At 47.0% G+C, this 25,159-nt stretch carries 23 protein-coding genes and 1 pseudogene; 8 read left to right on the forward strand and 16 right to left on the reverse strand.

The annotated features are described in order from the left end of the window. Positions 1–185 precede the first annotated feature (185 nt). Together pflB and pflA are read left to right on the forward strand one after the other, a co-directional pair. Positions 186–2,462, forward strand: coding sequence for a formate C-acetyltransferase (gene pflB, locus DDZ15_RS12595; protein WP_109647451.1), 2,277 nt, complete (start codon positions 186–188; stop codon positions 2,460–2,462). A gap of 98 nt (positions 2,463–2,560) precedes the next feature. After that, entirely contained in the window at positions 2,561–3,295 is a 735-nt protein-coding gene (gene pflA, locus DDZ15_RS12600; protein ID WP_109647452.1) for a pyruvate formate-lyase-activating protein, read from the forward strand. 69 nt (positions 3,296–3,364) lie between these two features. Here pflA and DDZ15_RS12605 read toward each other — a convergent pair whose 3' ends face one another. Together DDZ15_RS12605 and DDZ15_RS12610 are read right to left on the reverse strand one after the other, a co-directional pair. Further along, the gene (locus DDZ15_RS12605; RefSeq protein ID WP_109647453.1) at positions 3,365–4,444 is read right to left on the reverse strand and encodes a glycoside hydrolase family protein; all 1,080 of its coding nucleotides are present in this window, start codon (positions 4,442–4,444) and stop codon (positions 3,365–3,367) included. Next, a complete protein-coding gene (locus DDZ15_RS12610) occupies positions 4,441–5,439 on the reverse strand; it encodes an NAD-dependent epimerase/dehydratase family protein (RefSeq protein WP_109647454.1) in 999 nt (332 codons plus the stop codon). Before DDZ15_RS12610 ends, DDZ15_RS12605 begins: the two co-directional genes overlap by 4 nt. Positions 5,440–5,537: 98 nt before the next feature. On the opposite strand from DDZ15_RS12610, the gene DDZ15_RS12615 reads away from it, so the two are divergent. Continuing rightward, positions 5,538–6,206: a class I SAM-dependent methyltransferase gene (locus DDZ15_RS12615; protein WP_109647455.1), complete on the forward strand. Its 669-nt coding sequence runs from the start codon at positions 5,538–5,540 to the stop codon at positions 6,204–6,206. Between the two features lie 18 nt (positions 6,207–6,224). Here the strand turns inward: DDZ15_RS12615 and ahr are convergent, their stop codons facing one another. Further along, on the reverse strand, positions 6,225–7,229 hold the full coding sequence (gene ahr / locus DDZ15_RS12620) for an NADPH-dependent aldehyde reductase Ahr (protein WP_109647456.1): 1,005 nt from the start codon (positions 7,227–7,229) through the stop codon (positions 6,225–6,227). A gap of 681 nt (positions 7,230–7,910) precedes the next feature. Here ahr and DDZ15_RS12625 point away from each other — a divergent pair. After that, a complete protein-coding gene (locus DDZ15_RS12625) occupies positions 7,911–9,008 on the forward strand; it encodes a hypothetical protein (RefSeq protein WP_109647457.1) in 1,098 nt (365 codons plus the stop codon). A gap of 183 nt (positions 9,009–9,191) precedes the next feature. Continuing rightward, positions 9,192–10,268 (forward strand): Pycsar system effector family protein, encoded by a 1,077-nt coding sequence (locus DDZ15_RS12630; protein WP_109647458.1) that lies wholly within the window; start codon positions 9,192–9,194, stop codon positions 10,266–10,268. 148 nt (positions 10,269–10,416) lie between these two features. Here the strand turns inward: DDZ15_RS12630 and DDZ15_RS12635 are convergent, their stop codons facing one another. The 10 genes and pseudogenes from DDZ15_RS12635 to DDZ15_RS12675 all read right to left on the reverse strand — a co-directional run bounded on the left by DDZ15_RS12635 (position 10,417) and on the right by DDZ15_RS12675 (position 17,262). Then, entirely contained in the window at positions 10,417–11,241 is an 825-nt protein-coding gene (locus tag DDZ15_RS12635) for a phosphosulfolactate synthase (RefSeq protein ID WP_109647459.1), read from the reverse strand. 42 nt (positions 11,242–11,283) lie between these two features. Further along, the gene (locus DDZ15_RS12640) at positions 11,284–12,660 is read right to left on the reverse strand and encodes an MmgE/PrpD family protein (protein ID WP_109647460.1); all 1,377 of its coding nucleotides are present in this window, start codon (positions 12,658–12,660) and stop codon (positions 11,284–11,286) included. A gap of 370 nt (positions 12,661–13,030) precedes the next feature. Then, a pseudogene (locus tag DDZ15_RS12645) lies at positions 13,031–13,393 on the reverse strand (GNAT family N-acetyltransferase); the annotation flags it as partial. 33 nt (positions 13,394–13,426) lie between these two features. Further along, positions 13,427–13,591, reverse strand: coding sequence for a glycine zipper domain-containing protein (locus DDZ15_RS16755; RefSeq protein WP_158278712.1), 165 nt, complete (start codon positions 13,589–13,591; stop codon positions 13,427–13,429). A 101-nt stretch (positions 13,592–13,692) separates the two neighbouring features. Beyond that, complete coding sequence (locus DDZ15_RS12650) at positions 13,693–13,938, reverse strand: hypothetical protein (RefSeq protein WP_109647462.1); 246 nt, start codon at positions 13,936–13,938, stop codon at positions 13,693–13,695. A gap of 149 nt (positions 13,939–14,087) precedes the next feature. Further along, complete coding sequence (locus DDZ15_RS12655) at positions 14,088–14,447, reverse strand: iron chaperone (RefSeq protein ID WP_109647463.1); 360 nt, start codon at positions 14,445–14,447, stop codon at positions 14,088–14,090. Between the two features lie 89 nt (positions 14,448–14,536). Further along, positions 14,537–14,938, reverse strand: a complete 402-nt coding sequence (locus tag DDZ15_RS17080; protein ID WP_109647464.1) for an RDD family protein — start codon at positions 14,936–14,938, stop codon at positions 14,537–14,539. Between the two features lie 213 nt (positions 14,939–15,151). Continuing rightward, on the reverse strand, positions 15,152–15,547 hold the full coding sequence (locus DDZ15_RS12665) for a VOC family protein (RefSeq protein ID WP_109647465.1): 396 nt from the start codon (positions 15,545–15,547) through the stop codon (positions 15,152–15,154). A gap of 193 nt (positions 15,548–15,740) precedes the next feature. After that, positions 15,741–16,712, reverse strand: coding sequence for an NAD(P)-dependent alcohol dehydrogenase (locus tag DDZ15_RS12670; RefSeq protein ID WP_109647466.1), 972 nt, complete (start codon positions 16,710–16,712; stop codon positions 15,741–15,743). A 112-nt stretch (positions 16,713–16,824) separates the two neighbouring features. Further along, positions 16,825–17,262: an SRPBCC family protein gene (locus DDZ15_RS12675; RefSeq protein WP_109647467.1), complete on the reverse strand. Its 438-nt coding sequence runs from the start codon at positions 17,260–17,262 to the stop codon at positions 16,825–16,827. Positions 17,263–17,506: 244 nt separating this feature from the next. Here DDZ15_RS12675 and DDZ15_RS12680 point away from each other — a divergent pair, with 244 nt between their 5' ends. The 3 genes from DDZ15_RS12680 (at position 17,507) to DDZ15_RS12690 (ending at position 20,709) form a co-directional block, all read left to right on the forward strand. After that, on the forward strand, positions 17,507–18,232 hold the full coding sequence (locus DDZ15_RS12680) for a response regulator transcription factor (RefSeq protein ID WP_109647468.1): 726 nt from the start codon (positions 17,507–17,509) through the stop codon (positions 18,230–18,232). Continuing rightward, a complete protein-coding gene (locus DDZ15_RS12685) occupies positions 18,232–19,707 on the forward strand; it encodes a sensor histidine kinase (RefSeq protein ID WP_109647469.1) in 1,476 nt (491 codons plus the stop codon). The genes DDZ15_RS12680 and DDZ15_RS12685 overlap by 1 nt, the downstream gene beginning before the upstream one ends. A 102-nt stretch (positions 19,708–19,809) precedes the next feature. Continuing rightward, positions 19,810–20,709, forward strand: a complete 900-nt coding sequence (locus tag DDZ15_RS12690) for a hypothetical protein (protein ID WP_146198582.1) — start codon at positions 19,810–19,812, stop codon at positions 20,707–20,709. Positions 20,710–21,213: 504 nt separating this feature from the next. Here DDZ15_RS12690 and DDZ15_RS12695 read toward each other — a convergent pair. From DDZ15_RS12695 to DDZ15_RS12705, 3 genes are all read right to left on the reverse strand, one after another. After that, positions 21,214–22,053 (reverse strand): inositol monophosphatase family protein, encoded by an 840-nt coding sequence (locus DDZ15_RS12695; protein ID WP_109647471.1) that lies wholly within the window; start codon positions 22,051–22,053, stop codon positions 21,214–21,216. Continuing rightward, entirely contained in the window at positions 22,034–23,002 is a 969-nt protein-coding gene (locus DDZ15_RS12700; protein ID WP_109647472.1) for a phosphotransferase, read from the reverse strand. Before DDZ15_RS12700 ends, DDZ15_RS12695 begins: the two co-directional genes overlap by 20 nt. Positions 23,003–23,104: 102 nt before the next feature. Continuing rightward, positions 23,105–25,132: an amino acid permease gene (locus tag DDZ15_RS12705; RefSeq protein ID WP_109647473.1), complete on the reverse strand. Its 2,028-nt coding sequence runs from the start codon at positions 25,130–25,132 to the stop codon at positions 23,105–23,107. Positions 25,133–25,159: the final 27 nt, after the last annotated feature.

Raw genomic sequence — 25,159 nt, forward strand, 5'->3', positions numbered from 1 at the left:
TATTTGTAAGGAGTTCTTTATAAAAATTAATAAGTTCTTCATACTTGAATTTTACTTTAAGATTGGTCGGGGAAATGAAAGTCGCCAGGATGCAGATCCGGATATTCCATACCGAGTTCTCGATGTTGAGGACGGGATTTCGATATTGAATACATCACAAATACGGTTCTAAATCAACGACTATTATGAAAGCGACCGAACAAAATCAAAGACTACCATTTTTAACTGACGACACGATTTCTCAGTACCGCGAGTTCAAAGCCGGTACATGGACAACCGAAATTGACGTCAGGAACTTCATTCAAAAAAATTACACTCCCTATACAGGAGATGCCTCCTTTCTGGAAGGGCCGACAGATACCACGAAACTGCTTTGGCAGCAGGTGCTGAACCTGATGATCAAAGAGCAAAAAGAGGGAGTACTGGATGCCGATACCGAGCTGGTCTCTTCCATTGTTTCTCACGGGCCGGGCTATATTGACAAAGATCTGGAACGTGTGGTCGGGTTGCAGACGGATGCTCCGCTCAAGCGTTCACTGATGCCGTTCGGCGGTGTTCGAATGGCGCAAAAGGCATTGGAAAGCAACGGGTTTAATTTCTCCGACAAAACCAAAGAGGCATTCGACTCCATTCGCAAAACCCACAACGACGGTGTGTTCGACGGGTACACGTCCGAAATACGCAGCTGCCGTTCTTCAGGTATAATCACCGGGCTGCCCGACGCCTATGCCCGTGGCCGCATTATCGGTGACTATCGCAGAGTCGCTTTATACGGGATGGATCGCCTCATTGAGGATAAGAATGAGCAGCTGGACTCACTCGAAATTCATAATCTCAATGAAGAGACCATTCGTCTGCGTGAAGAGTTGAACGAGCAGATCCGTTCGCTTCACGAGCTGAAGGATATGGCTGCAAGCTATGGTTTCGACATCTCCGAACCGGCCGGCAACGCTACCGAAGCCGTTCAATGGCTCTATTTCGGATATCTGGCCGCCGTAAAAGAGCAAAACGGAGCTGCCATGTCGTTTGGCCGTGTGTCCACATTTCTGGATATATACATCCAGCGGGATATTGATGAGGGCAGCCTCACCGAAGCGGATGCGCAGGAGCTGATTGATCACCTCGTGATGAAGCTTCGCATGGTTCGCTTTATGCGTCCGCCTGAGTACAACGAACTTTTCTCCGGCGACCCCACCTGGGTAACGGAAGTAATTGGCGGTATGGGTTTGGATGGCCGCACCATGGTTTCCAAAACCTCATTCAGGTTCCTTCAGACTCTCCACAACCTGGGTCCTGCCCCCGAGCCAAACCTCACCATCCTCTGGTCAAAAAATCTCCCGGAAGGGTTTAAGAAATTTTGTGTGGATACTTCCATTGAAACCTCATCCCTGCAGTATGAGAACGATGACCTGATGCGCAGCTACTGGGGCGATGATTACGGTATAGCATGCTGTGTATCGGCCATGAAGATCGGTAAGCAGATGCAGTTCTTCGGTGCAAGGGCCAACCTTGCCAAAACACTTCTCTATGCGATCAACGGAGGTAAAGATGAGGTTTCCGGAGAGCAGGTAGGGCCTGACTTTGCCCCCATCACCGGCGACACACTCACCTATGAAGAGCTGATGCCGAAGTTTGATGCCATGATGGAGTGGCTCGCCGCCACCTATATGAATGCGCTGAATGTGATCCACTTCATGCACGACAAATATTATTATGAGCGGCTGGAGATGGCGCTCCACGACCGTGATGTATTCCGCACCATGGCGTGCGGTATCGCGGGGCTTTCAGTTGTGGCTGACTCCCTGAGTGCATGTAAATATGCAGATGTTCGAATTATACGCGACGACAGAGGCCTGGCAACCGACTTTGAAACAACCGGAGATTTCCCGGTTTTCGGCAACGATGATGACCGTGTGGACAGCATTGCAAGGAGACTGGTGAAAACATTTATGGAGAAGCTCAAAAAACAGCCTTCATATCGTAATTCAGAACCGACACAGTCGCTTCTTACCATCACATCCAATGTGGTGTACGGTAACAAAACCGGCAATACGCCAGACGGGCGCAAGAAAGGAGAGCCCTTTGGCCCGGGAGCCAACCCGATGCACGGACGTGACAGCAACGGTGCCGTAGCCAGCATGCGATCGGTTGCCAAGCTGCCCTACGAGTATGCCCAGGACGGGATCTCATACACGTTTTCCATTGTTCCGGGAGCTTTGGGGAGAACAGGGGAAGACCGCGTTGAGAATATGGTAAATCTGCTTGACGGGTATTTCAACGAGGGCGGACACCACATCAATGTTAATGTGTTTAACCGCGATACGCTGGTTGATGCCATGGAACACCCGGAAAAATATCCGCAGCTTACAGTGCGCGTTTCCGGATATGCTGTCAACTTCAACAAGCTGACCAAAGAACAGCAGATGGACGTTATTTCGCGGACTTTCCACGAAAACAGCTGACCGCCGAAAACGGGTAATCACACATAAATTATAGACGAAAACACAGGGAGTGCCTGCAGGTAAAGCGCAGCACTCCCGTTTTATTCATAAAGATCATAATGAAGAATGTAACGGGATATCTGCATTCGGTTGAAACAGCGGGGGCGCTGGATGGGCCAGGGATCCGCCGCGTCCTTTTTTTAAACGGTTGCCCGCTCAACTGCGTCTATTGCCACAACCCTGACACACGCAAATACAAAGGGGGAACCCAAACCGATGCTTTTACGGAGCTGCGGGCTATAGAGAAACAGAAAGATATGCTCCAATCCATGAAGGGAGGGGTGACGCTTTCAGGCGGGGAACCTCTTTGGCAGCCCAAATTTGTAAAAGCCATCTTTGAAGGATCCAAAATGATGGGGTTGCACACAGCGCTGGATACGTCCGGTTTTCTGGGAAAAAAGGCAGATGATGAACTGCTCTCATTCACAGACCTGGTACTGCTGGATATCAAGCACTTCGACCCGGAGGGCTATAAAAGAGTAACCGGAGTGGATCTGCAGCCTACACTCGACTTTGCAGAACGATTGGCTGTGATAAAAAAGCCCGTCTGGCTGCGTTTTGTGCTTGTTCCCGGATACACGGACGATATGAACGCCATCAGCAAAATGGCCGCGTATGCACGTCGCCTTGGAAATGTTGAGCGCGTGGAAGTACTGCCATTCCATAAAATGGGTGAGTACAAGTGGGAAGCCATGGAGATGGATTATGAACTGTATGATATCCCGGAACCGGAACCGGTAGAGGTGGCAAGGGCAAAAAGCAGATTTGAAGCGGAAGGGATGCAGGTATTTTAGGCTTTTAAAATCGACAGTGAGTACGGAGTGTGCAAAACACTGAATGATGGCAGAAAGGAGTTCAGGGCGTTACCTTATTTGCGATTTCCACAGCCCAATTCTTCCCATTGATCTTCCCGGATCGTCCATACCCTGGCCATGAGCCGCCATAAGCAGGGAGCCGTCATCCAGCCGGATTACGTGCGGGGAGACAACTCTGAGATCGTTCCAATGGCCGGGTGCAGATGGGCCTACTACCGGATTGTACGGACTGCGTTCCCAGGTTATTCCGTCTTCAGAAAGCGCTAATCCGATATAGATGGGGGTATTCATAAGGTCCAGGGGCTCTTCATACCCCGAATACCACATCATATATTGTCCATCCACATACAGGACACTTTGCTCCAGGATCCCCTGGTCCCATGAGTTAAGTTCTCTCTCAAATACCGGGTTATCGGGGTAAGGTGTCCAGGTTTTACCACGATCATCAGAGATCAGTAAACCCACACCCACCGTACTGCCTGCTCCGGTGAAATATAGTCTCCACTGTCCTTCGGGGGTTTCGATAAATGTCGGACCTGTAATAAAAGCGTGATCCCATCCATCGGGTGCGGGTCTGTATATCGGTTCTTCAGATCGTGGCCATACAATTCCTTCAGGGTCGGAGGTTCGCATTTGACCAAATCCGGGATCCTCAAAAAAGGAGTTCTCATACCCCAGATACCACATCACCCACTCCTGCTCAATTTCATCCCAATATAGTGAAACGGTTTCCCGATGCTTATTCCACCTGTTATCTTCAAGCGCTAAAACCGGGCCGTCCTCGGGAGAGAGTTGAAACTGCAGGTTCTCGTCAACAAGAGCTCGTCCTACAACCGGCCCGCCAGCACTTCCTCCTGTGGAGAACCAGGCCAGCAGATCTCGGTCCATTCCACGGGAAATCCAGGGGTCGGTAGCTCCAAGGCAATTCCATTGCGGACAATCGGGCTGCTCGAGCACAGGATTGCCTGACACTTCCTCCCAGACAACACCGAGCGCTTCGTCCCGGGCAACGTCATCAACGCCGGGATAATCGAGCTGGTGACCCGGGGATAAAACGTCATCTGAGCAAAAACTCAGTGAAAACAGCAGCACGACTCCTAAAAAATATGCAGCCCGGTGTTTCTTCATTTTACTGATGAATTATTCAGATAAACTTCTTTTTCAAGCCAATCCATCGTTCTTTTTAGCCCTTCTTCAAGGGGTACGGTGGGTTTCCAGCCAATTTGTCCTGCAGCTTTTTCAACCGGGAAGTTATTATTGGATGTGGCCATCTCAATAAACCCCTGATCGATGGGAGTTTTAATGCCGGGTATTTTATTGGCGAAGGCCATGAGGCGGGCCATCGCTATAGGGAGGCCTTTGGGTTCTTTATCGCATATCTGCCCGTAATGACCCATAAATTCATGCCAGGTGGTAATTCCGTCTGAAACATTAAAAGCTTCGCCGGCTGCATTTGGGTACGTTGCGCAAAGGATGATGGCATCGACCACATCATCTATATAAACGGGATTAAAATGTGCTGAACCGTCACCCAGATAGACGGGGTTTCCCTGCATGATATTCTTGAACATACCTTCCGACCAGATTCCGTGTCCCGGTCCGTAAATCATGGAAGGCCGTACCATACTCAGCTCAAGGCCGTATTTTTCAGCCATCTCTTTGGCCCGAACTTCCGCCAGTGCCTTTGTCCGCGGATAGGTGGAAGGGTGATTCGTGGCCAGGGGTGCCGATTCGTCTACTTCAGTAAGGCCTTTCATATCATAAACCCCCACGGTACTGACGTGCACAAAGCGTGAAACACCGGCTTGACCTGCCAGCTGCACCAGTTTTTCCGTAGCTTCCACGTTCACCCGGTGAGCCATATCCGGATCACCGCCAAGGGCCGCGGCCGAATGAACGATCACATCTTTTCCTTCAACCACACTTTTAAGGTTTTCCGTATCCAGCAGGTTCACCGCCTCCAGGTCCACACCTCTATCGGTCAGCCAGGTAACGCGGTCGAGCTGCCTTCCGATTCCGGTTACACGCGCATTTTCCCGGGTGGAGAGTATTTCAGCAAGACGCGCCCCCAAAAAGCCTGTTGCGCCGGTTACCAGTACAGCTTTATCATTAAGAGATTTCATAAGCGTGAGGACAATTGTTTATGTTTAAAGCTTAACCGGCAGGCAGGCTGCTTGTTGAATACCGGATCTGCCCGGAAAGATATTGTGGTTACAATACCATGAAAACCGACAAAATGAAAAGAGAAAAGAAGCCCTGGCCAACCAAAGATGCCATGGTGCAGATCTACGAAAAGAATCTGTGGGGCGGAAAAAACGCGGATTTTTATTCAGGAACCGGCTCACACCAAACGGATCTTGTGGAGCCGTATATTTGTGCGGTGAGTTCATTTTTAGGATCGTTTGACGATTCGTTGGTGGTGTGTGATCTGGGTTGCGGTGACTTCAATGTGGGCCGGCGGCTTGTTAAGCATGCGAAAAAATACATCGCTGCAGACATTGTTCCGGGGCTGATCGAACGAAATAAACGGAAATTCAGGGCAGATAATCTGGAGTTTCGCTGTATGGATATTGCAGCGGAGGAGTGGCCGTCAGGCGATTGTGTAATTTTGCGGCAGGTACTTCAGCACCTGTCGAATGCAGAAATTCAGCGCATTGTGAACAAGCTAGCTGTCTTCAGGTACGTGATCCTTACGGAACACCTGCCTGAGGGTGATTTTATTCCCAACAAGGATATCATCTCTGGACAGGGGACCAGGCTGAAAATCAACAGCGGAGTAAATCTGCAGGTACCGCCTTTTGATTTCAGGGCTAAACGTGAAAAGCGGTTGACTGCAATTCCTTCAAGAGAAGACAAGGGGGAATTGGTGACAATCCTGTTTGAAACCTGACCGAATTTTTAAACGGAGTCAGTTCTTCAGAACAATCCGATATCGTGCTTTCCCATCCTCCAGGTGCTGCAGGGCGTCATTTACCTTATCCATGGGAAACTCTTCTGTGATTGGATAAATATCATGACGGGTACAAAAATCCAGCATGGTCTTCGTCAGCGCAGGGCTCCCAAGCGGACTGCCCCCGACAGATTTTTCTCCCATGATGAGCGACATTGCCGGAATTGCCATGGGTTCCAGCACGGCACCGACGTTATGCAATCTCCCTTTGGGAGCCAGTGTCACCAGATATGAATTCCAGTCGAGGGTTACATTGGTAGTGTTGAGAATGAAATCCAGGGTACCTGCAATCGATTCCAGCTCTTCCGGGTTTCTTGAATTAACCACCTTACTGGCTCCCATATTAATAATCTCTTCCTTTTTGTCAGGGCTGGAACTGAAAGCGACCACTTCACAGCCCCAGTGTTTGAGAAATTTGATGGCCATATGCCCCAATCCCCCGATTCCGATCACGCCTACGGCATCGGTCGGTTTCACTTCCGCCAGTATAATGGGGTTGAACACCGTGATGCCGCCACAAAATAATGGGCCGGCCTTACTCATATCGATATCCTCGGGCAGCGGTATGGTCCAGGACCAGTGTCCGCGCACATAGTCTGCAAAACCGCCATGCCTTCCAACAATGGTGGCTTCGCTTTCACCGCATAAGTGATGATCGCCCTCCATGCACTGCTGACAGCTGGTGCAGGATTTTGACATCCACCCCATTCCTACTTTATCACCCACCTTAACCTTCTTGACGGCACTGCCTGCTGCTACCACTTCACCAACAATTTCATGGCCGGGCACAATCGGGTACTCGGTCATGCCCCATTCGTTCTTGATCATACTCAAATCAGAGTGACAGAGACCGCAGTAGTGCACCTTGATATCGACCTGTTCCGGTCCAATGTCACCCAGCTCATACGTAAATGGCTCCAGTTTTCCATTATCATCTGTTGCTGCATATGCGTTGACTTTCATAGGGCCCTATTCTTTTAAAGTGTTTTTTGAATGTGAGATCAAAGAAGCTGAATCTTGTTAGCCCTCCGGAAGTGAGGCAGGGGAGGAATTTAATTTAACAGAGAATATGAGAATCACAAGGGTTTAATGATAAGTTAATGAGCGTTATATGCTGGGGCAGTGAGAGGTTGGAGATGGTAATTTTACTCAGGGATTCCGACACATCTGAAAACGGCTATCAGCCCCTCTTTCCCGGCCCGGATGTCCCATTTGAATAATTCAGAGCCGGGCATCGAGTCGGTGATCTCACGTACTTCATCGGAACAGCAGGTACGGAGTACTGAAACGACCCCATCCCACATGATGAAGAAAGGAACGAGAGGAATCAGGTAAGTGAACAACAGGCGTTTAGCCGAAACCGGTCGAATAGTCAGCGAGAGCTGAAGAACGAAAATGGGTGACAGGGTGAACCGGATAACGTGTGCCGGAATATAGTCAACTCCACAAAGTCGGGATTCACATATGTTTATCCCGATTTGTATCGATTAGTCAACGTTTCAGGGATTGAGGCTCCAATATATCGGGAGATATCTTTCCAATTATTTAAGACGCTTAACAGGGTGCGGTTCATATTCTCGTTTCTTTGATCTGTTATTAAAATAGATTATTCTGAACAGGCTAAAACGATTTTAAGGTATAAAGATGGCATCGTTTAAATTCATTATCGCATTCATTTTTGTAAAATTATTTCTGCAGGTGCCTGCTTCGTACGGCATTCAAACAGAAAGTCAGCCCGGCCCCGCTCAGACTCAGGGTCTGTTTGACAGTGAAGAGATACTGGATCTCCGGCTTGAAGGAGATGTTGCAACGCTTCTTGAGGATCGGGGTGAGGACCCCTCCTACCACGTTTTGAAACTGCATTTCCAAAATGCGGACCTTGTGAAAGAGTCACAGGATCTGCGTGTCCGGGTCAGGGGGAATTTCCGCAGGTTGAAAAAGAACTGTGATACACCGCCGTTAAAGTTTGATTTTGAAGATCACGAGGTGCCTGAAACGTCACTTTTTGCAGGCCAGCCGGAGTTAAAGCTTGTCGTACCTTGCAAAGGGGAGGAGTATGTGGTACGCGAATACCTCACCTATAAGCTATACAATCTGTTTACGGATCATAGCTTTCGGGTGCGAATGGTTCGGTTCACCTTTGATGATACGGTAAGGGGAGAGATTTCGGATCCGCAATATGGATTTTTAATTGAAGATAAAGAGGTTCTGGCTGCACGGAGCAATGCCTCACTGATTGAACGTATGAACCTGAGGCCTGAGATTGTAGAAGAGCAAGCATTTTTGAGGATGAGCGTATTTGCCTACATGATCGGAAACACCGACTGGTCCATACAGTACCTCCACAACATTGAATTGCTGTTTCTTAACGGCGAAAAAACGTATGTAGCCGTACCCTATGACTTCGACCTGGTTGGACTGGTATCAAGCCCCTATGCTAGGCCCTCGCCGGCCTTAAAACTGAGATCTGTCAGAGAACGGGTGTACAGGGGATATTGCCTTGAGGATGTGGATGTACTGGATTCTACATTTTCTCAATTCCGGGAATTGAGGCAGGATATCTATCGAACAATAACAGAAAATCCCCTGCTTGGGCAGAGTTACATCGAATTTGCGACAGGGTACCTGGATGATTTCTATGATACTCTGAACAGCGAAAGAAAAAGAGCAAGAGTTTTCAGCTACCCATGTAACAGATTTGGAACGGGCAACGTGGTTATAAGCGGTATGCAGGGCGGTTAAGCTCGTAAATTATCGAGGCGCATGTTATTATGGAGATTCGTTTCGCCCGGAAATTCAAATTTTACTTTTCAAGTAGTTCGCGTTTTTAATAAAATTTACAGCAAAGCGCTGTTTATAGTCTCGTAATTTCAGACCGGATATATTATCGCAGAAAAAAATCACATCCGACTTCTTGCAGCCGTCATGTTTGCCGATATAGTAGGCTATACTAAAATGATGCAGCAAGACGAAGAGAACGCCAAATCATTAAGGGATCGTCAGCGCTCAGTTATCGAAAGGTATTTGCTTGATTACCATGGGCAGGTGATGCAGTATTACGGTGACGGAACGCTCATTATGTTTGGAAGCGCCCTGGATGCTGTAAAATGCGCAAGGGATATTCAGCTCGAGCTTACCAAACAGCCGGCCGTACCTGTCCGGATCGGGATTCATATGGGTGATGTAGTTTACGATGACGAGGGAATCTATGGAGATGCTGTTAATGTAGCCTCCCGCATTCAGTCGGTCGGGGTATCCGGTTCGGTCATGCTTTCGGATAACGTTTTTAATGAGATTAAAAACCATCCGGGAATTCGGGTAGAGTCTTGCGGAGAGCATGCGTTAAAAAATGTTGCGATGCCCGTTAACTTATACTCTTTGGTATATGAGACGTTTCGGCAACCCGGGCAAAGCATAGTTGAAAAATCCGAAGCAAATGCATCGCAGGACAACTCTTCAGATCAACAGGGGCTGGGCTCACTCAAGCGCGGGGTTTCTGATATGTTTCGAACCTCGTACAGAAACCATATAGAGTTAAGTGCGATTGCAGATAACAAGTCGAACATTATGATCAGTATCAACGGGATCATTATTTCGATCATGATTGCATCGATTCCGGCACAGATCACTTCCGACTCCTCGCTGCTTTTGCCTACAGCGGTTTTATTAATCACCTGCATGTTGTCGTTGATCTATGCGGTATTGGCTGCGAGGCCCCGTGTCAGTAACGAGAAAGTAACCCTGGAGGATGTGCGTTCCAATCGATCCAATATTCTGTTTTTTGGAAATTTCTATACCATGGAACGGGATGATTATGTAACAGGGCTGGAGGAATTGATGTCAGACAGTGAGCGCCTGTACAATACGATGACAAGGGATCTGCACAGCCTTGGCGTGGTTTTGTCCAAAAAGTTCAAGCTGCTCAGAGTTGCCTATAATATTTTTATGGTGGGCCTGGTCGCGTCGGTATGCAGTTTTTTGGTTTTCTATCTTCTGATGTAGATGCGGATGAACTCACATGCCGTTCTCATACCCGAACACAAAGGACCGCCGCACACAAAATACACAGCCGGATGATACCGGGTGAGCACGAATGTGGGGGCGAATAAGATGTTGCATGTACCCGTAAATCCGCACGGTTCTAAAGCTATTATCCCTTATATGTCAATACCCTTCCCCAAAGGCTCTTGGTTCCCCAGATGCCGCGCCTAAGAGTTTCGAGTTGTACGATCTGGCTGTTATCCACAAAAAGATTTACCTCCGGGCCATAATTTTTGATATACCATGCAAAAACGTCCGGATCAGCTGCCTCAAACATCAGTTTTTCCAGCCCAATTTCGTTAATAAATTCAGCCGGAACATCGGTTCTCCAGGGATCTGCGTTTTCCGTAATCCCTTCCGATTCAATCATGATCATGTATGCACCAGCGTCAATAAAACGACTGGCCTGCTTCACGGCATATCCGGTATCGAGCTTACCCTCGCTTTCCAGCTCACCCCTGGCGGTGTCGCCCCCGGCGCCAAATTGAATGCCTATTTCAGGTTTGGCTTTTAGTCCCGCGTTTTGAACTTTCTCAATCAACCGAAGCCAGTCATCGGTAGGAAGCGAAATAAAACCGGCCGAGAGCTCAATGATATCGAATCCATAATCCTTGCATGTTTCAATATACCGGTCTACGGATTCATTACCCTGGGTGAGAATGTACTCCATGAATCCGCCTGTGGAGACGAGCGCGCCGTAGTTATGGGCTATGTCTATCAGCTCCGTAACCGCCTTTTTAGGCATGATAGAGAACGAACCGCCCGAAAACTTAAGGGAGTCCACATAATCTCCGGCTGTCTCCATAATATCGCTTAGGTACCGCTTGCCCATTACATCGTAATAAGGGCCACGGATCTCGGTGACACCGGTTTTCCTGGGTTTGGATTCCCGATCGTTCATATTTAAAAAATCAAAGGTTTTCTTTTGTGTCATGATTTTGAGTTTTTATTTGAAAAATTTCTGTGGTGGTCCGCATTATGCGGAAGTCAGTTTAACTTGACTCAACAAATTCATCAGGTCTGTTACGGAGTGGTTTTCAAAACTTCGGATTGTATCAATGATCTGTTCGCTGATTTCTTGTGTGATATAGGGACCGGAAAGCCTTTCAAATTTTTCAATGATCGTTTCCCAGCTCATAGGCCTTGTATGAAATCCCTCGTAATCTTTTTTTTCAATCATATGGGACGTTCCGTCTTTTAGACGGACAGTCAGCTTCAGGGGCATTTCATCGGGGAATCTGTCACTGTACTCACGTCTGGGTGATACGGTTACCTTTTTCAGAAGTGACTGAATATCATCCCCCTCAATGCGTTCCTTTTTATATTGGTCAGGCATCACCTCTCCGTCGAGAAGTGCGGCGGAAACCATGTAGTGCAGGCTATGATCAGCCTCTTCTTTTTTTCTTACAATTGTTTTGTCGCCCTCTTCTCCACCCCCGATAATGTTGAAGGCCACATCAAAAATCTCAATCTCTATTTTGTCAACCTCCCGGGCTGTAAATTCGTGCTCACTCTGCAGATCCATCATGGCTTCGATGGATGACTGAGAGTGAATTTCGGCATTATATTTTTTAATGATGGTGCGGGTAACACGCTCGAGGTCCTCATTTTGCCAATCGATACTGAACTCTCCCGCTATAGAATCTTTAAAGCCCTTATTTCCCTCAAAAACGGCCGGCGGACCGGTAATACCGTAGCTTGCAAGCAGTGCTGCGTGGGTACCGCCAAAAGCGGTATGAGGATAGGCAAGCCCTTTCCAGTTCGACAGGGCTCCGGTTCGTGTGACCCTCAGTGCATTTAATGCGGTGCCTGCGATGGATATAGCATGAGCAGTTTGATCTTCATTCAGTCCAAGTGCTTTTGAAACCCCTGCAGCCACAGCGTATGAGCCCTGTGTGGTATGGTCGAAACCCTTATCGCGAACCGGGGCTTCATCAGACAAGCGGCACTGCACCTGGTAAGCTAAGGCAAGTGCAGTCAGAAAATCTCTACCGGATAGTGAGGTGGTTTCTCCTGCCGCCAGTATCGACCCGATATTATCGCTTGGATGACACGTTTCGCCTTTGGCAAGGTAGCTGTCGTTGAAATCGAGATACCGTACAAGCCCGCTGTTGTAAAGGGCAGCGCGGTCCGGGGTGGTTTTTCCGCCGCCAATAAGGGTGCTCATTTTGTTGCCGCCAAAATCTTCAACCATATTTCGAATCGCCCGAACCGGCGGCCCTTCAATGGCTCCAATTGCTGTTCCCAAAGAATCGAGCAAGCGGATTTTTAATTGATCAACAGCTTTATCGGAAAGTTGATCGAAGGATGAGTTTTGGACGAAGGTTGCAAGGCCATGAACTTCCATAGTCATTCTCCTGAGCCTCTTAGCTTGGAATTAAAGTACCGGTAATATCTGATTGTCCATCTCTTCTCTTGCTATCCATTGGTCCCTGTGCAGGCTGTAAACCATGCAAAACAGTTTGCATTCATAAAGTGAGGGGGAACGCAACAGACACTGCATGTAAACGATAATGCAGCTATACTATAAAAATAAGGTATTTAGAGGTTTTTCGATATGACATTCTTGCGTATTCCGGGTCATATGTTTAGGTATAGGTCTTGAAAGCAAAAGAGATAAGGTGTTGATAAAGCGGCTATCAAGGCCCCGTGCTTAAGGTGAACACTGGTTAATGTTACTATGATATGGATGAACCTGGGTAATAGGGGAGTGTAGAGATGCATTACCTGAGAAGTAACCTAAGATCAATTTCATCGCATGCTTGATCCGTAACCTGCTTAAATCCAAGTTTGGTGTAAAAGACTTTTGTATGTGAATTCTTTTGATTGACGCAGGTAACCAATGCTTCGCATCCTGATTCACCTGCCCATTCTGCAATCTTTTGAATCAGCGATGTTGCGATTCCTTTGCCCCGAAAATCCGGAGAAATCCACATTGCTGCCAGACGATCTTCGGGCTTGTCAGCCTGTTCATGCAGGCCAACAGCCATGCCTATCGGATTAGTATCTTCAGAAGCTAAGACTCCAATAGAGGGATTCCCCTCGGAGTTCTGCCGAATTTGCTCTTGCCACGCCAGATTGAGTGTTTTTTTGGCCTCTGAGTATGTTTCAGTAAAAGCTTAATAATAAGACCTGGAAGCAAGCTTTTTCCGGATCCTGGGTCCCGCAAAAGCTCCTACAGCAGCTCCGAGTACAAGGCCGAACGCAGCGCTCCCTACTACTGCTCCTAATATGATTCCCAGACCTGCACCAATCGCAATATTTTTAGTTTTTTGCTTTTTCATATAGTGTACTACGAACAGCTTCTGGCTTGGTTGCACTTAATGGGTCTATTAGGTGTTTTTCCAGAGTAACAGTCTGCAAATTGTGAGTGTGTGGTACATATCTACGATTTGTCCTTTTTGAATTGCCTCTTGACAATCGCAACTGCTGTCCATCCTAGAGCTGCAAGAACAAGAACTGCCAAACCCGTGGTAAAACGCCAGAAGAAAAGGGAATCGGATGCATCCTGAACGAAATTAAGAGCAGCATTACCCGATAGATAAATACCCAATGGCAGCCATAGAATAGCTGCAACGAGAATAATCAAACCAATCCACCAAATGACGGAACCGGTACGGTTTTGGACCATCGGGATAGCGGAACCGGCTATCAGGGCTATTGCAGCCAGAAGAGTCCCAAGCGGGAGGCCGCCGGGCAGATCAATCAGCAGCAGACTCTCGATGCCGATAAGAAGAGGCAGAAGACAAATAGTAAAAATCAGAATCAGAAGACGTGTTTTCAGAATGAACCTCGTGCTTTATCTTTCAGTAACTCATCTCTTCTGAACTTCACCATCCGAATTATCAGGTCTCTGGGAAGGGGTTTGTCCGGCGATAACTGAACGGACCCCTTACCCTGCTTGAAATCACTCAGTTCATCGGTAAACACTGCCATCGTGGTGGGAAAGGGGTAGAACTCGATAAAGTTTTTATACGCTGCCATCATAATCTGCTGATACTCATCAATATAATCCTGAAAAGCCATAACCGAATCAAACTGATCCAGTTCCGGGAACTCATCAATGGGCTTTTCTTCGAAATCCCGGGCATTGACTAAAGCAGCAAGAAATAAGAGGGGCAGTACAAACAGTTTTTTCATAATAAATTATGTAACTGACTATATATCTAAGTTATCAATGAATGAAATGTTTGTACGTGGGTTTGAGATGGAAGGGAATTCCTTAAGGTTCAGCTGCGTATTACCGTTGTATTTGCAAGCTTGTCATAAAGTGTTTGGTTCTTTGGACTGATTATAAGAGTAAGTAAGTAAATACCTGCAAGCACCCAAACTAGAATAAATCCCGTCAGTATTAATATTCCGGGTTCTCCGCTGTCAAAATTCATTTGCCAAATGCAGGTATGAGCCATTTCCCAGGGGATGAATTTTAAGGCTGTCCGGCCCAGGGATCGAAATAAGCCCAACCTTTCACCATATTGGTGTACGACGCTGATTCCCTGCCAGCGCTTTCCCCAGGTTGCCCGGTGTAATGAGGATTCTGAAAGCGCAAAATAGAGGGTAACCGGCAGTGTGATCAAAGCAAACCCCGATAACTGAGCTATAAATGCATTTCCGAAAAGCGGCTGCAGCATTCCGGCATCAATGGACTAAAGAAGAAGGCTGACAGCGATCAGAAAAACAATATACAGAGTGATGACAAGGTAATCGGCTGCAAATGCCTTGACCCGTATCCATAATCCTGCATAAGAATCAGACAATGTAAATAGTGATTTTAGATGATAAGCCAATCGGCTGTGAAGACAAAAAATCCTGAAGGGTTACCAGCCAGCAGGGGAAACTTTTCTTTACACCATCTCAACAATCATCATGTTGTTTCCACAGGTGTCATCGAAAATGGCCACTTTCGACGTACCCATATCCGTAGGCTTCATGCTGAATTCGACTCCATTTCCAGATAACCGCTCATACTCTTTCTGAACATCATCCACCCTGAATTGGGTATACGGCATGCCGGCTTCTTTTACGGCGTTCTGATAGACTTTTGCGGGTTCAAAATGGTTGGGAGCGGGTTCCAGAAGTAACTCAGGGCCATCAGGTTCTTCTGCGGATACGACGGTAAGCCATCGGTTTCCCTCACCCAGCGGAATATCCTGCTTTTTAACGAACCCCAGTTTCTCTGTATAAAATGTCAGCGCTCTTTCCTGATCCTGTACAGGTATTCCTACAACTTTAATTTTCATAGTATCGTTTTTTGTTACCGGGCTGTTTGGGTCATAAGCCTTGACACGCTTTTGAATAATTTAACCGATTAATCAAAAATGACAAGCTGGAAGTGAAACCAACCTTCTTACACATCGGGATGTTTCTGTTCTTGAAAAGTAGCATTGACAAATCGAAGAACTCATTTAACAGTCATATGCATGTGCTACCTGGCTATGTTTCAATATCCACGACGACCTTTCCTTTATGCCTGGCCTCTCCGAAATATTGAATCAATTCCGGGATTTCATCGAATGCATAGGGGCCCTCTATCACCGGTTTCAGTTGTCCCTTTTCCGCAAGCTCAGAAATCCGTTCCAGGCCCTGGTTGGGCTGAAGACCCAACACACTCAGCTTCTTGCCGGTAAAGAGTTTAATCAGCCAGCCGAGCAATGCGATTTGAAAAATTCTGTACATCACCCCGCCAACCGTGACATAGGTCCCTCCTTTTTTGAGTGAGCGCGCGTATTTAAAAACGGATCGGTTCGACTTTGTATCGAGGATAAAGTCGTACTTTTCTCCGGTAGTCGTAAAGTCCGTTTTTTTATAATCCATCACATGATCATATCCCATCGATTTCATCAGTTCCAGTTTTTCCCCGCTGTCAACGCCGGTCATCGTTACTCCGTACGGTTTCAGAATTTGAACTCCCAGCGTACCCACACCACCTCCGGCTCCGTTGATCAGTACACGTTGTCCGGGTTTTACCTCTCCCTTTATATCAAGACTCTGTAAAACCAGAAGCCCTGCATGGGGCAGGGCAGAAGCTTCCAGGTGACTGATGTTTGCAGGCTTCTGGTACAAACTTTTTTCCGGAATGCATACGTATTCGGCAAATCCTCCGAAAACATTGTCCGACAAATCGCAGTAGACCTCGACGCCAACCGTAAATGAACTCACATTGTCATCCACCTCTTCGACTGTTCCTGAAATCTCTATCCCGGGAATACGCACTTTTGGCTTCCACAGACCAAAAAACATCCGAATGATAAATGGGTTTCCCCTGACAATCCCCCAGTCCCAGTCATTAATAGCTGTAGAGTGAATTTTTACCAATACTTCACCGTCTTTAGGAACCGGTTTTGCTGCTTCTCCGATTTCAAGAGTTTTCGGAGGGCCGTATTCATTAAGGAGGATTGCTTTCATGTGTTCAATATAACCAATAGGATGTTCTTGACAGGATTTAAACTCAAGCACATAAAGGGAGCGGGCAATGTATTTACTAAATTGGGCTATAAGTCAATTTTATAACGCAGGGTTAGTCAATATAACCTTCTAACCACGTATAGTCAGGATTGTGATTTCGAAGGTCTATGCCATGATCTGCCTGCGCCTTCAGATTTAACAGCACGGATACCCAGCCCGCACGATTCTGATATTCGTCCGAAGGTGAAAGATGGGTCTCACGCATCTGAAGCATGGTCTCTGTGGGCAGCTTCTTTATATCGAAGGTTACGATACTGTCATTAAAATATGTCAGTGAGAATCTATGGGGAGGAGTGGATTCCAGAATGCGACAACGGAGAGTCTCAGCATTTGAGAAGTGAAATATAATTTCACTATCGTGTTGCTCAGTACGCTCAGCCCAAAATGCTTCTCTTCCCCTGTCAGTTGTCAAAAGGGTGAAAGCTCTTTCGGCAGGTGACCTTAGACAGATACGATAAACTATTTCTGAAGATTGTTTGTCCTTTTTCATGAGAATGGAACTAAAGTACTGAACCGGGAAGCCTCAACCAATGAAATCCATACACGTTCGTTTAATTGTTCACCGACAGTAGTATTCATGGAAATGAGGATCATGAAAATTGATAAGCCTCTGACAGGTCATTAAAAATATCAGCTTCAGAAAAGCATTAAGTAACGTTTTGATCTGAAAGAGAACTCAATGTTATAAATTTATGATACAATTCGGGTTAGAAAATCATATTTAATCCGAAAAAATGGTCGCCACTACCAAAAAACCCATTTTGATCATTGAGGACGATAGGGATATTTCTGAACTGATCCGCATACACCTGTCCGATCTGAGTTATGATGTTGAACAATCCTATGATGGAAATGAGGCACTTGAATTAGCCCTGTCAAATCGCTATTCCATGCTTATTCTCGACATCATGCTGCCGGGAACAGATGGTTTTGACATCTGTAAGGAAGTCCGTAAGCATGACATGCAGCTGCCCATACTGATGCTGACCGCAAAGGCTGAAGAGATTGATAAGATCATGGGGCTGGAATTCGGAGCTGATGATTATCTGACGAAACCATTTAGCATTCGTGAGCTTACTGCACGCGTTAAAGCGCTATTGCGCAGATCGGATATCTCCGGAAAGAAGCACAGGGCTGACGAAAAATCTGTGATTACATTCGAAAACCTGAAGATCTTTCCGCATAAAAGATCAATTACAATCGAAGAAGAGATGATTGAGTTGACAGCGAAAGAATTCGACCTACTCTATCTGTTTGCCTCAAACCCGGGCAGGGCATACAGCCGTGATAACCTGTTGGACTTGGTGTGGGGATATCAGTATGAGGGATACAGCCATACGGTGAATTCACATATAAATCGACTCAGGACCAAAATTGAAAAAGATCCGTCTGAACCGAAGTATATAAAAACGGTTTGGGGCTTGGGCTATCGATTTACGGAGCGAAGGGAGCTGTCATAATGAGATTTTTACGAGAAAGCTTTTACGCAAAGATTGCACTGGTATTTATGGCGCTGATGATACTGACTGGGATTCTGTTTCTATGGATCGGAATCCACTCGTCGATTGAGTTTCGGAATGAAACCTACCAAAAAGTAAACAGAGAGCTGGCAAGTGAAATGGCCAAGGAATTTCAGCCCTTTTTGTATGAAGAAATTCAGGCTGACAGCATCAGAAGCCGCATTCAGTACCTGAAGGGAATCAATCCGCAGGTTGATATCTATCTTTTGGGCGGAAATGGTATGATTAAAGATTACTACCCAAGCAGACTTTCTGCCGACACACTGAAGCGCAGGGTTATTGACCTAGAACCGCTCGATGAGTTTCTCAATGGCGCAAAGCTTCCTCTGTTAGGGCAAGACCCAACGTCTGAATCCGGAAAAAAGCCGTTCTCTGTTGCACCTATTCAGATTATGGATGAAACGGGCTGCTATCTCTATGTGATTTTAGGCGGCGAAAACTATCAGGGTATCGCAGCCAGCATACAAAACAGCTACATTATGAATTCTATGTTCATCGGGCTGGCACTTACAATGCTTCTCACTTTTATGGTTGGTTTAATAGCCTTTCGATGGCTCACATCCCGCATTCGCACAATGAGTGAAACTGTAGCAGCTTTTGAGCAGGGTCAACTGGATGAACGTATCCGGCCTGAGTCTGATGATGAAATAGGTCAGCTGGGGAACTCCTTTGATCAAATGGCGGATACCATTTTAGCTAACATGAAGGAGTTACGAAAAACTGACTCTCTTCGTCGCGAATTGGTCGCGAATATATCTCATGATTTACGGAGTCCGCTGGCGTCTATACAGGGCTATCTGGAAACTATTTATCAAAAGGATTCCACATTGAGTGCAAAAGATCGCAACACCTACTTTGAAACCATCCTGAGAAATACAACAAAGCTGAATAAACTGGTGGCCGATCTGTTCGACTTATCCAGGCTGGATGCGCAAGACGTAGAACCCAAGCTTGAGCCTGTGTCAATGGCTGAACTCACCCAGGACCTGGTACTACAATTCAAACCGATTGCCAAAAGCAATGGAATAACCCTGGTTGCGGAGTATGATGAGAAAGAGCCGGGAAAAGTGAAGGCAGATATTGGTTTGATGGAGAGGGCGATAACGAACCTGATCGACAATGCACTTAAAAATACACCCGAAGGCGGGAAAGTCACAGTGAGTACCCGTAAACAAGGCAGCTATGTTCAACTTAGTATATCAGATACAGGAAAAGGGATATCAAGGGAAAACCTGAATCGAATCTTCGATCGTTTTTACCAAACCGATACCAGTCGCTCAAAAGGTACGGGGGCCGGTTTGGGTCTCTCAATCGTTCAAAAAATCATTGAGATTCATGGATCAACACTGTCTGTTGACAGCATTGTTGACAAAGGCACTACCTTTTACTTCAGCCTTAAGCCACATCCCGGATGACTACCATTCTGATTGTTATACTCTTATGATACTTGGTTGATATCTCTGTAACTGTGACTCGATATAATGAGATCGTAATCTTAAACCTAATACTACAATCTCATGAAAAATCGAATCACACTATTTACACTTCTACTTGGTTTTGGGCTCGCTGCATGCAGCACGGATTCAGGTAGTCCTGACTCACAACTGACACTGCAATTCATGGGTCTTGAAACCCTTCAGAATGGGTTTCATTATGAAGGCTGGCTGATTTTGGAAGATGGCCCAATCACAACCGGAAAGTTCAATGTAAACGAAAACGGCAGTATTGTGGATCTTGATGGAAATGATATTGCCAACGGTACATTTACGATAACCAATGATATCAGCTCAGCAAGTGCCTTTGTCCTGACCATTGAACCGGCCGGGGACATTGATGATATTCCGGCTGATACGCACCATCTTGCAGGTTCCATTTCTAATGGATCAGCGGTCTTAAATCTGGAGCACCCGGCCTCATTAGGTAGCAGTTTTAGCAGCTCTTCCGGCGAATACATACTTGCTACACCTACGGATGGTGTGAATGAAAATGAAAACAGTGGTATTTGGTTTTTGAATCCTGGCAGCGGGTCTCCGATGGCCGGTCTTGATTTGCCTATTCTTCCGGAAGGCTGGAGATATGAGGGATGGGCCGTCTATGATGGCATACCGATAACAACGGGTACATTTATCTCCACATCGGAGGCCGATGCTTTCGCTGAATTCAGCGGACCAGAAAATGGACCTCCGTTTCCCGGGGAAGATTTTCTGATGAATGCACCCGATGGCGTGATGTTTCCCATTGACCTGGCCGGTGGTACAGCCGTCATATCCATTGAACCGTTTCCTGATGACAGTCCCGCACCGTTTGCTTTAAAACCGCTTGTGGGTATGATTCCTGAAAATGCCACGGATCGGATGGTTTATACGCTGAACAACAACTCAGGCAGTTTCCCTGAAGGAACCCTCAGAATCAATTGATTCTTTTATGCCCATTAAACAAAAGCCCGCTCTTTTAAGGAGGGGCTTTTTTTATGTGAGATAATTTAACGGCCATTGACTTCAAGCGGTTTCCTAACCAAGATAACCCGATATGTAGGTCAATTGTATCTCACCGTACGATGATGCCATCAAAAAATGACCCAGTAAATATCGCGTTATAAGCTATCCTCATCATGTAATTCGAAGACCGCACCGTGTGTTTGTATTCACCACATACCAGTCCAAAAAAAGACGATAGATGGAGTGACCTCAATAGCACCCTTTTTCCGGGCAACACATTGACGCAGCATCATATCCATTACCGGATGGCCTCTCAATTTATTACGATTCCAGGCAACAGTCACCGAAAGTTGCTGATACTCCGATAAACCGGTGCTATTAAAAGTAAGGAGTTATACCCGGCTATGGACCCAAGCGTTAATTTCAACCTCTATTTAATCAGGCAGCCAAATCGCGAGAAAGCCATTCCAGTTGGGGGTTCATTTACGGATCGATGCTCCTGTTCCGGAAACACTCATAATAAATGCCTTCATGATGCATAAAGGTACTATCCTTTCTGTTCAGGTCGAGCTGCCCGCCTTCAAAGTTGGTGGCGCGGCAGCCGAGTTCGTGAAACAGACAGGCTGTTGAGGCAAAATCCCAGAGGCTTCCGCCCCCGGTTTCTTTTTTGGGGTGTTTGATCATGCAGGAGGGAGGGTTTTTCAGCACATTGATGGCATTCAGAACCGACCCGCCGCCCTGTATCACCCTCATACCGGACACTCCAAGCTCTTCCACTTTCTCTTGCAGCAGTTGCTTCAGATCGTCCGGACGGGAGGTATTCTCCAAGGGTTTATCCGTAACGTGGGTAAGATGATCATTCGGTGCCGGAAACTCCCACGGCTTGTCATTTCTATACACCCCGTGACCTTTCGCACCATGATATAGTGTTTCGGTACTGGGATCGTAGATGACCCCGATCACCGGCTCTCCCTCTCTGCTGACCAACGCAATGGAAACCGAAAATCCCGGCTCTTTTTTTATAAAAGACAGGGTTCCGTCTATCGGATCCACACACCAAAAATACTCTTTCTCAAAGCGGCTGCCGTCGTCTTCGGTTTCTTCTGTTAAAAGGGCCAGGTCATATTCTTTGCAGGCGGGAAGCAGGTAAGAAAGGATCATCTCTTCACACTCCTTGTCCACTTTGGTGACCACCTGGGAGGCATAATTGGTGCCCCCTTCTTTTTCTTCAATAGGGATTTCCTCCTCCATGTAGGACCTGATGATTTGTCCTGCAGCAAAAGCAGCATCGATGGCGGTATCTTTAAGGGGCAGTAGGTTCATTTAAAAGTTCACTTATGACTTCTTCGGTTACTCGTTCGCTGTAGCTGTTGATTTTCCAGTGACCTGGACTCCAGCCCTTTAAAAACCGATGGAAGTCGGCCCATGCCACCCGGTACAGTGACCGCCATTCGGCTTCAATAGCCTTTTTTCTGCCTCGGGTTGCCCGTTGGAGGTGTTTGAAATACGTATCCAGCACCTGCTGTTCCAGGGCTTCGCACTCCTCCTCATCCAGGCAACTCCCGATAAAATAAGCCACATCTTTCATGCCGCATCCGCCGCCTGCATACTGGAAATCCACCGCTGCCACGTCACCCTGTTCTGAAAAACAGAAATTGGCCAGCTTGGCGTCGCCGTGAACAAAGGTTTTATAGGTACAGGACCTCAGTTTTTGATCAATGAGAGGCGCAGCTTCTTTCAGTCGCTTATCGCTCAGAACTTTGTATTCCTGCGGACGTGTTTCCAGGTGCCAGTAGGTTCCCTGTTCCCATAAACCATCAGGAGTCTGTCCTAAAAACCCCGAGTGAAAATCAGCCAGCCATTTCAGAACACGGTCGATTTCTTTCCAGCCCACCTCAGATTTGCGCAGAGGATATCCGGATACATTCAGGTCTTCAAGTACAATCAGCACGTCGTCGCCGTGGTGATCCACTGCCAGGCAACGGGGGACTCGCGCCGTACTTTCGGAGCTGTAACGCTCATACCAGTGGGTTTCCACTTTGTAGGATCTTAGCTTGCGCCGGTGACCGATATCCGTATTCCAGCCTCTGGGATGCTGTTTTGTTTCGTTCGTCTGGATATGCTTAACTACCACACTTCCGGTCTGGCCGCCTGCAACTCGCACACGGAGGATCTTGCCGTAGCCGCTCCAAAGTTCCTGCAACATCTGCTGATCCGTTATAGAATCAGCTCCGGCGCTCTCCAGGATGACAGTTTTAAATCTTTCATTCATTGACGGCAAAGATAGCAAAGATCCGGCACTGCTATGCGTACGAATTCGGCCGGCAGGAAAGTCAGGCCGGCGATAATACCCTTTTTTTCAAGCCAGTTTCTTTTAGATTGACGAAAACTTTTTATGTGCAGCTTGTATAGCCTCGTCCGGACCCACAAATACCACGTGGTCACCGGCTCTGATCTCGGTATTTCCGCGGGGTACTTCAAACTTTTCATCGCGAATAACCGCAGCTACCACGCACTGGCCGGGGATATCGATATCCTTGATCAGTTTGCCAACCACAGATGCATTCTCCTGGATTTTCATGTCGATGAGGCTTGCTATACCGCTTTCAATTTCAAATAGATCAGCGATATTGGGCCGGTCCAGGTGATTTTCTACCATGGCGGCGGTGGCATAAGGTGCACTGATACATACTATCCCGCTATCTTCCAGCAGCGTGATATAAGACGGGTCTCTGGCTATGGCGATCACATGCTTGATTCCAAGACGTTTTGCCTGCAGGGCTACAATAGAATTGCGCTCATCATCATTGGTGGCCGCTATGGCTACATCCATCTTATGAGGTTCAACCTGTTCAAGAAGCTCCTGTTTGGTGCCATCACCCTGAAAAATGGGGACATTATACCGCTGGCCCAGCCTGTCACAGCGCTCACTGTCTTGTTCAATAAACGTGATTTTATACTCTGATGAACGAAATACCATTCTGAATTCATCCTGTTTGAGCAACCGGTCGGCAATGTTACTGCCAAGATTACCTCCGCCAACAATCAGTACATTCATATAAGGCCTCCAATAAGCTTGTAATTTAATTTTTAAACGTTTGAGAACTTCCGGGAATCCACGCAGATCGGCGCGGTTGGCCGGTTGAAATAAATAAAGAATACCTCCCATAAGCGTCAGTCCTCCACCAAGCATTAAACTTAGCGGCTCGAGGGTAGGTACAAAGAACCAGCAGGAAATGATACCCATTATGGGCACAGCCGGATATAAAATAATTTTAAAAGGCCGCCGGAGATTCGGCATTTTTTGATGCAGGGCTATCACCGCATAATTAACGATACCTATGGCTATCAGGTAACCGAAACTACTGGCCGATGCCAGCAGACTTACGATACCGGTAGCCCCGAGAATGGTTACGAGCACCGCACATGCGATCAGTGCAATATGAGGGGTTTTATATTTTATGTGAAGCTTTGCAAAATAGGATGGAAAATATCCGTCACGCCCCAGGGCAAATAGAACCCTGGCTCCGGCACCCAGGGTTACACTAAAGGCAGAGAGACTGGCCATGATCGTAGCAATAATACCGGCCCATCGTCCCCAGGGCCCAAACAGGAAGTCGGAAACAAATATAAAGGGAGTGCTGGTCTCGGCCAGATCGGTATAGTTTACCACTCCCATCATTACCCAGAGCAGCAATACATAAATGGCGATGCCGGTCAGCAAAGTGATAAGAATGGCGCGCGGAATATTCTTTGCGGGTTCGATGATCTCTTCAGCTGCAACGGTAATAAGATCAAACCCTACATAGGAGATATAAATAAGCCCCATTGTGGGTATCAGAGGACCATAGCCCATAGGAGCCAACGGTTCCAGATTAGCAGGCTCAACATAAAAAGCACCGAGTACTCCCACACCGATCAATACAACCAATTCCACAATATTCATGATGGTGATCACAAACAGCGCTTCGGCCTGTCCCCGGAGGTTGGTCAGGGTAAAAACCAGGGTAGTGGCTAAAACAATCAGGATTACGCTTATATCCGGGAAGAAATAATTCTGCAGGGTGTAAGCGAAGATAACGGCATAGAGTGAGCAGGCAAGGGTATTTCCAATCCAGAAGAACCAACCGGTCAGAAAAGCTACGGGCCGGGGGAGGGTGCGGTTGGTAAATGAATACCCGCCTCCTGCCAGCGGTATGGCGGCACCGAGTTCACTATAGCTGAGCGCTGTGAAGAGGGTGAGTAAACCCATAAGCAGATAGGCCAGGATACCGAGTGGTCCGGCTGTACCGGCAACCACACTTGGAAGAGCAAAAATACCGGGACCCATCATGGCCCCGATTCCAATCATCACGGCCATGAACAGACCAACATTCCTCTTAAATCCAGATTGTTCTGACATCAGGTAATTTGTTGCTACTGTTTGTAA

It is taken from the genome of Rhodohalobacter mucosus, assembly GCF_003150675.1.
GTDB classification, from domain to species: Bacteria; Bacteroidota; Rhodothermia; order Balneolales; family Balneolaceae; genus Rhodohalobacter; species Rhodohalobacter mucosus.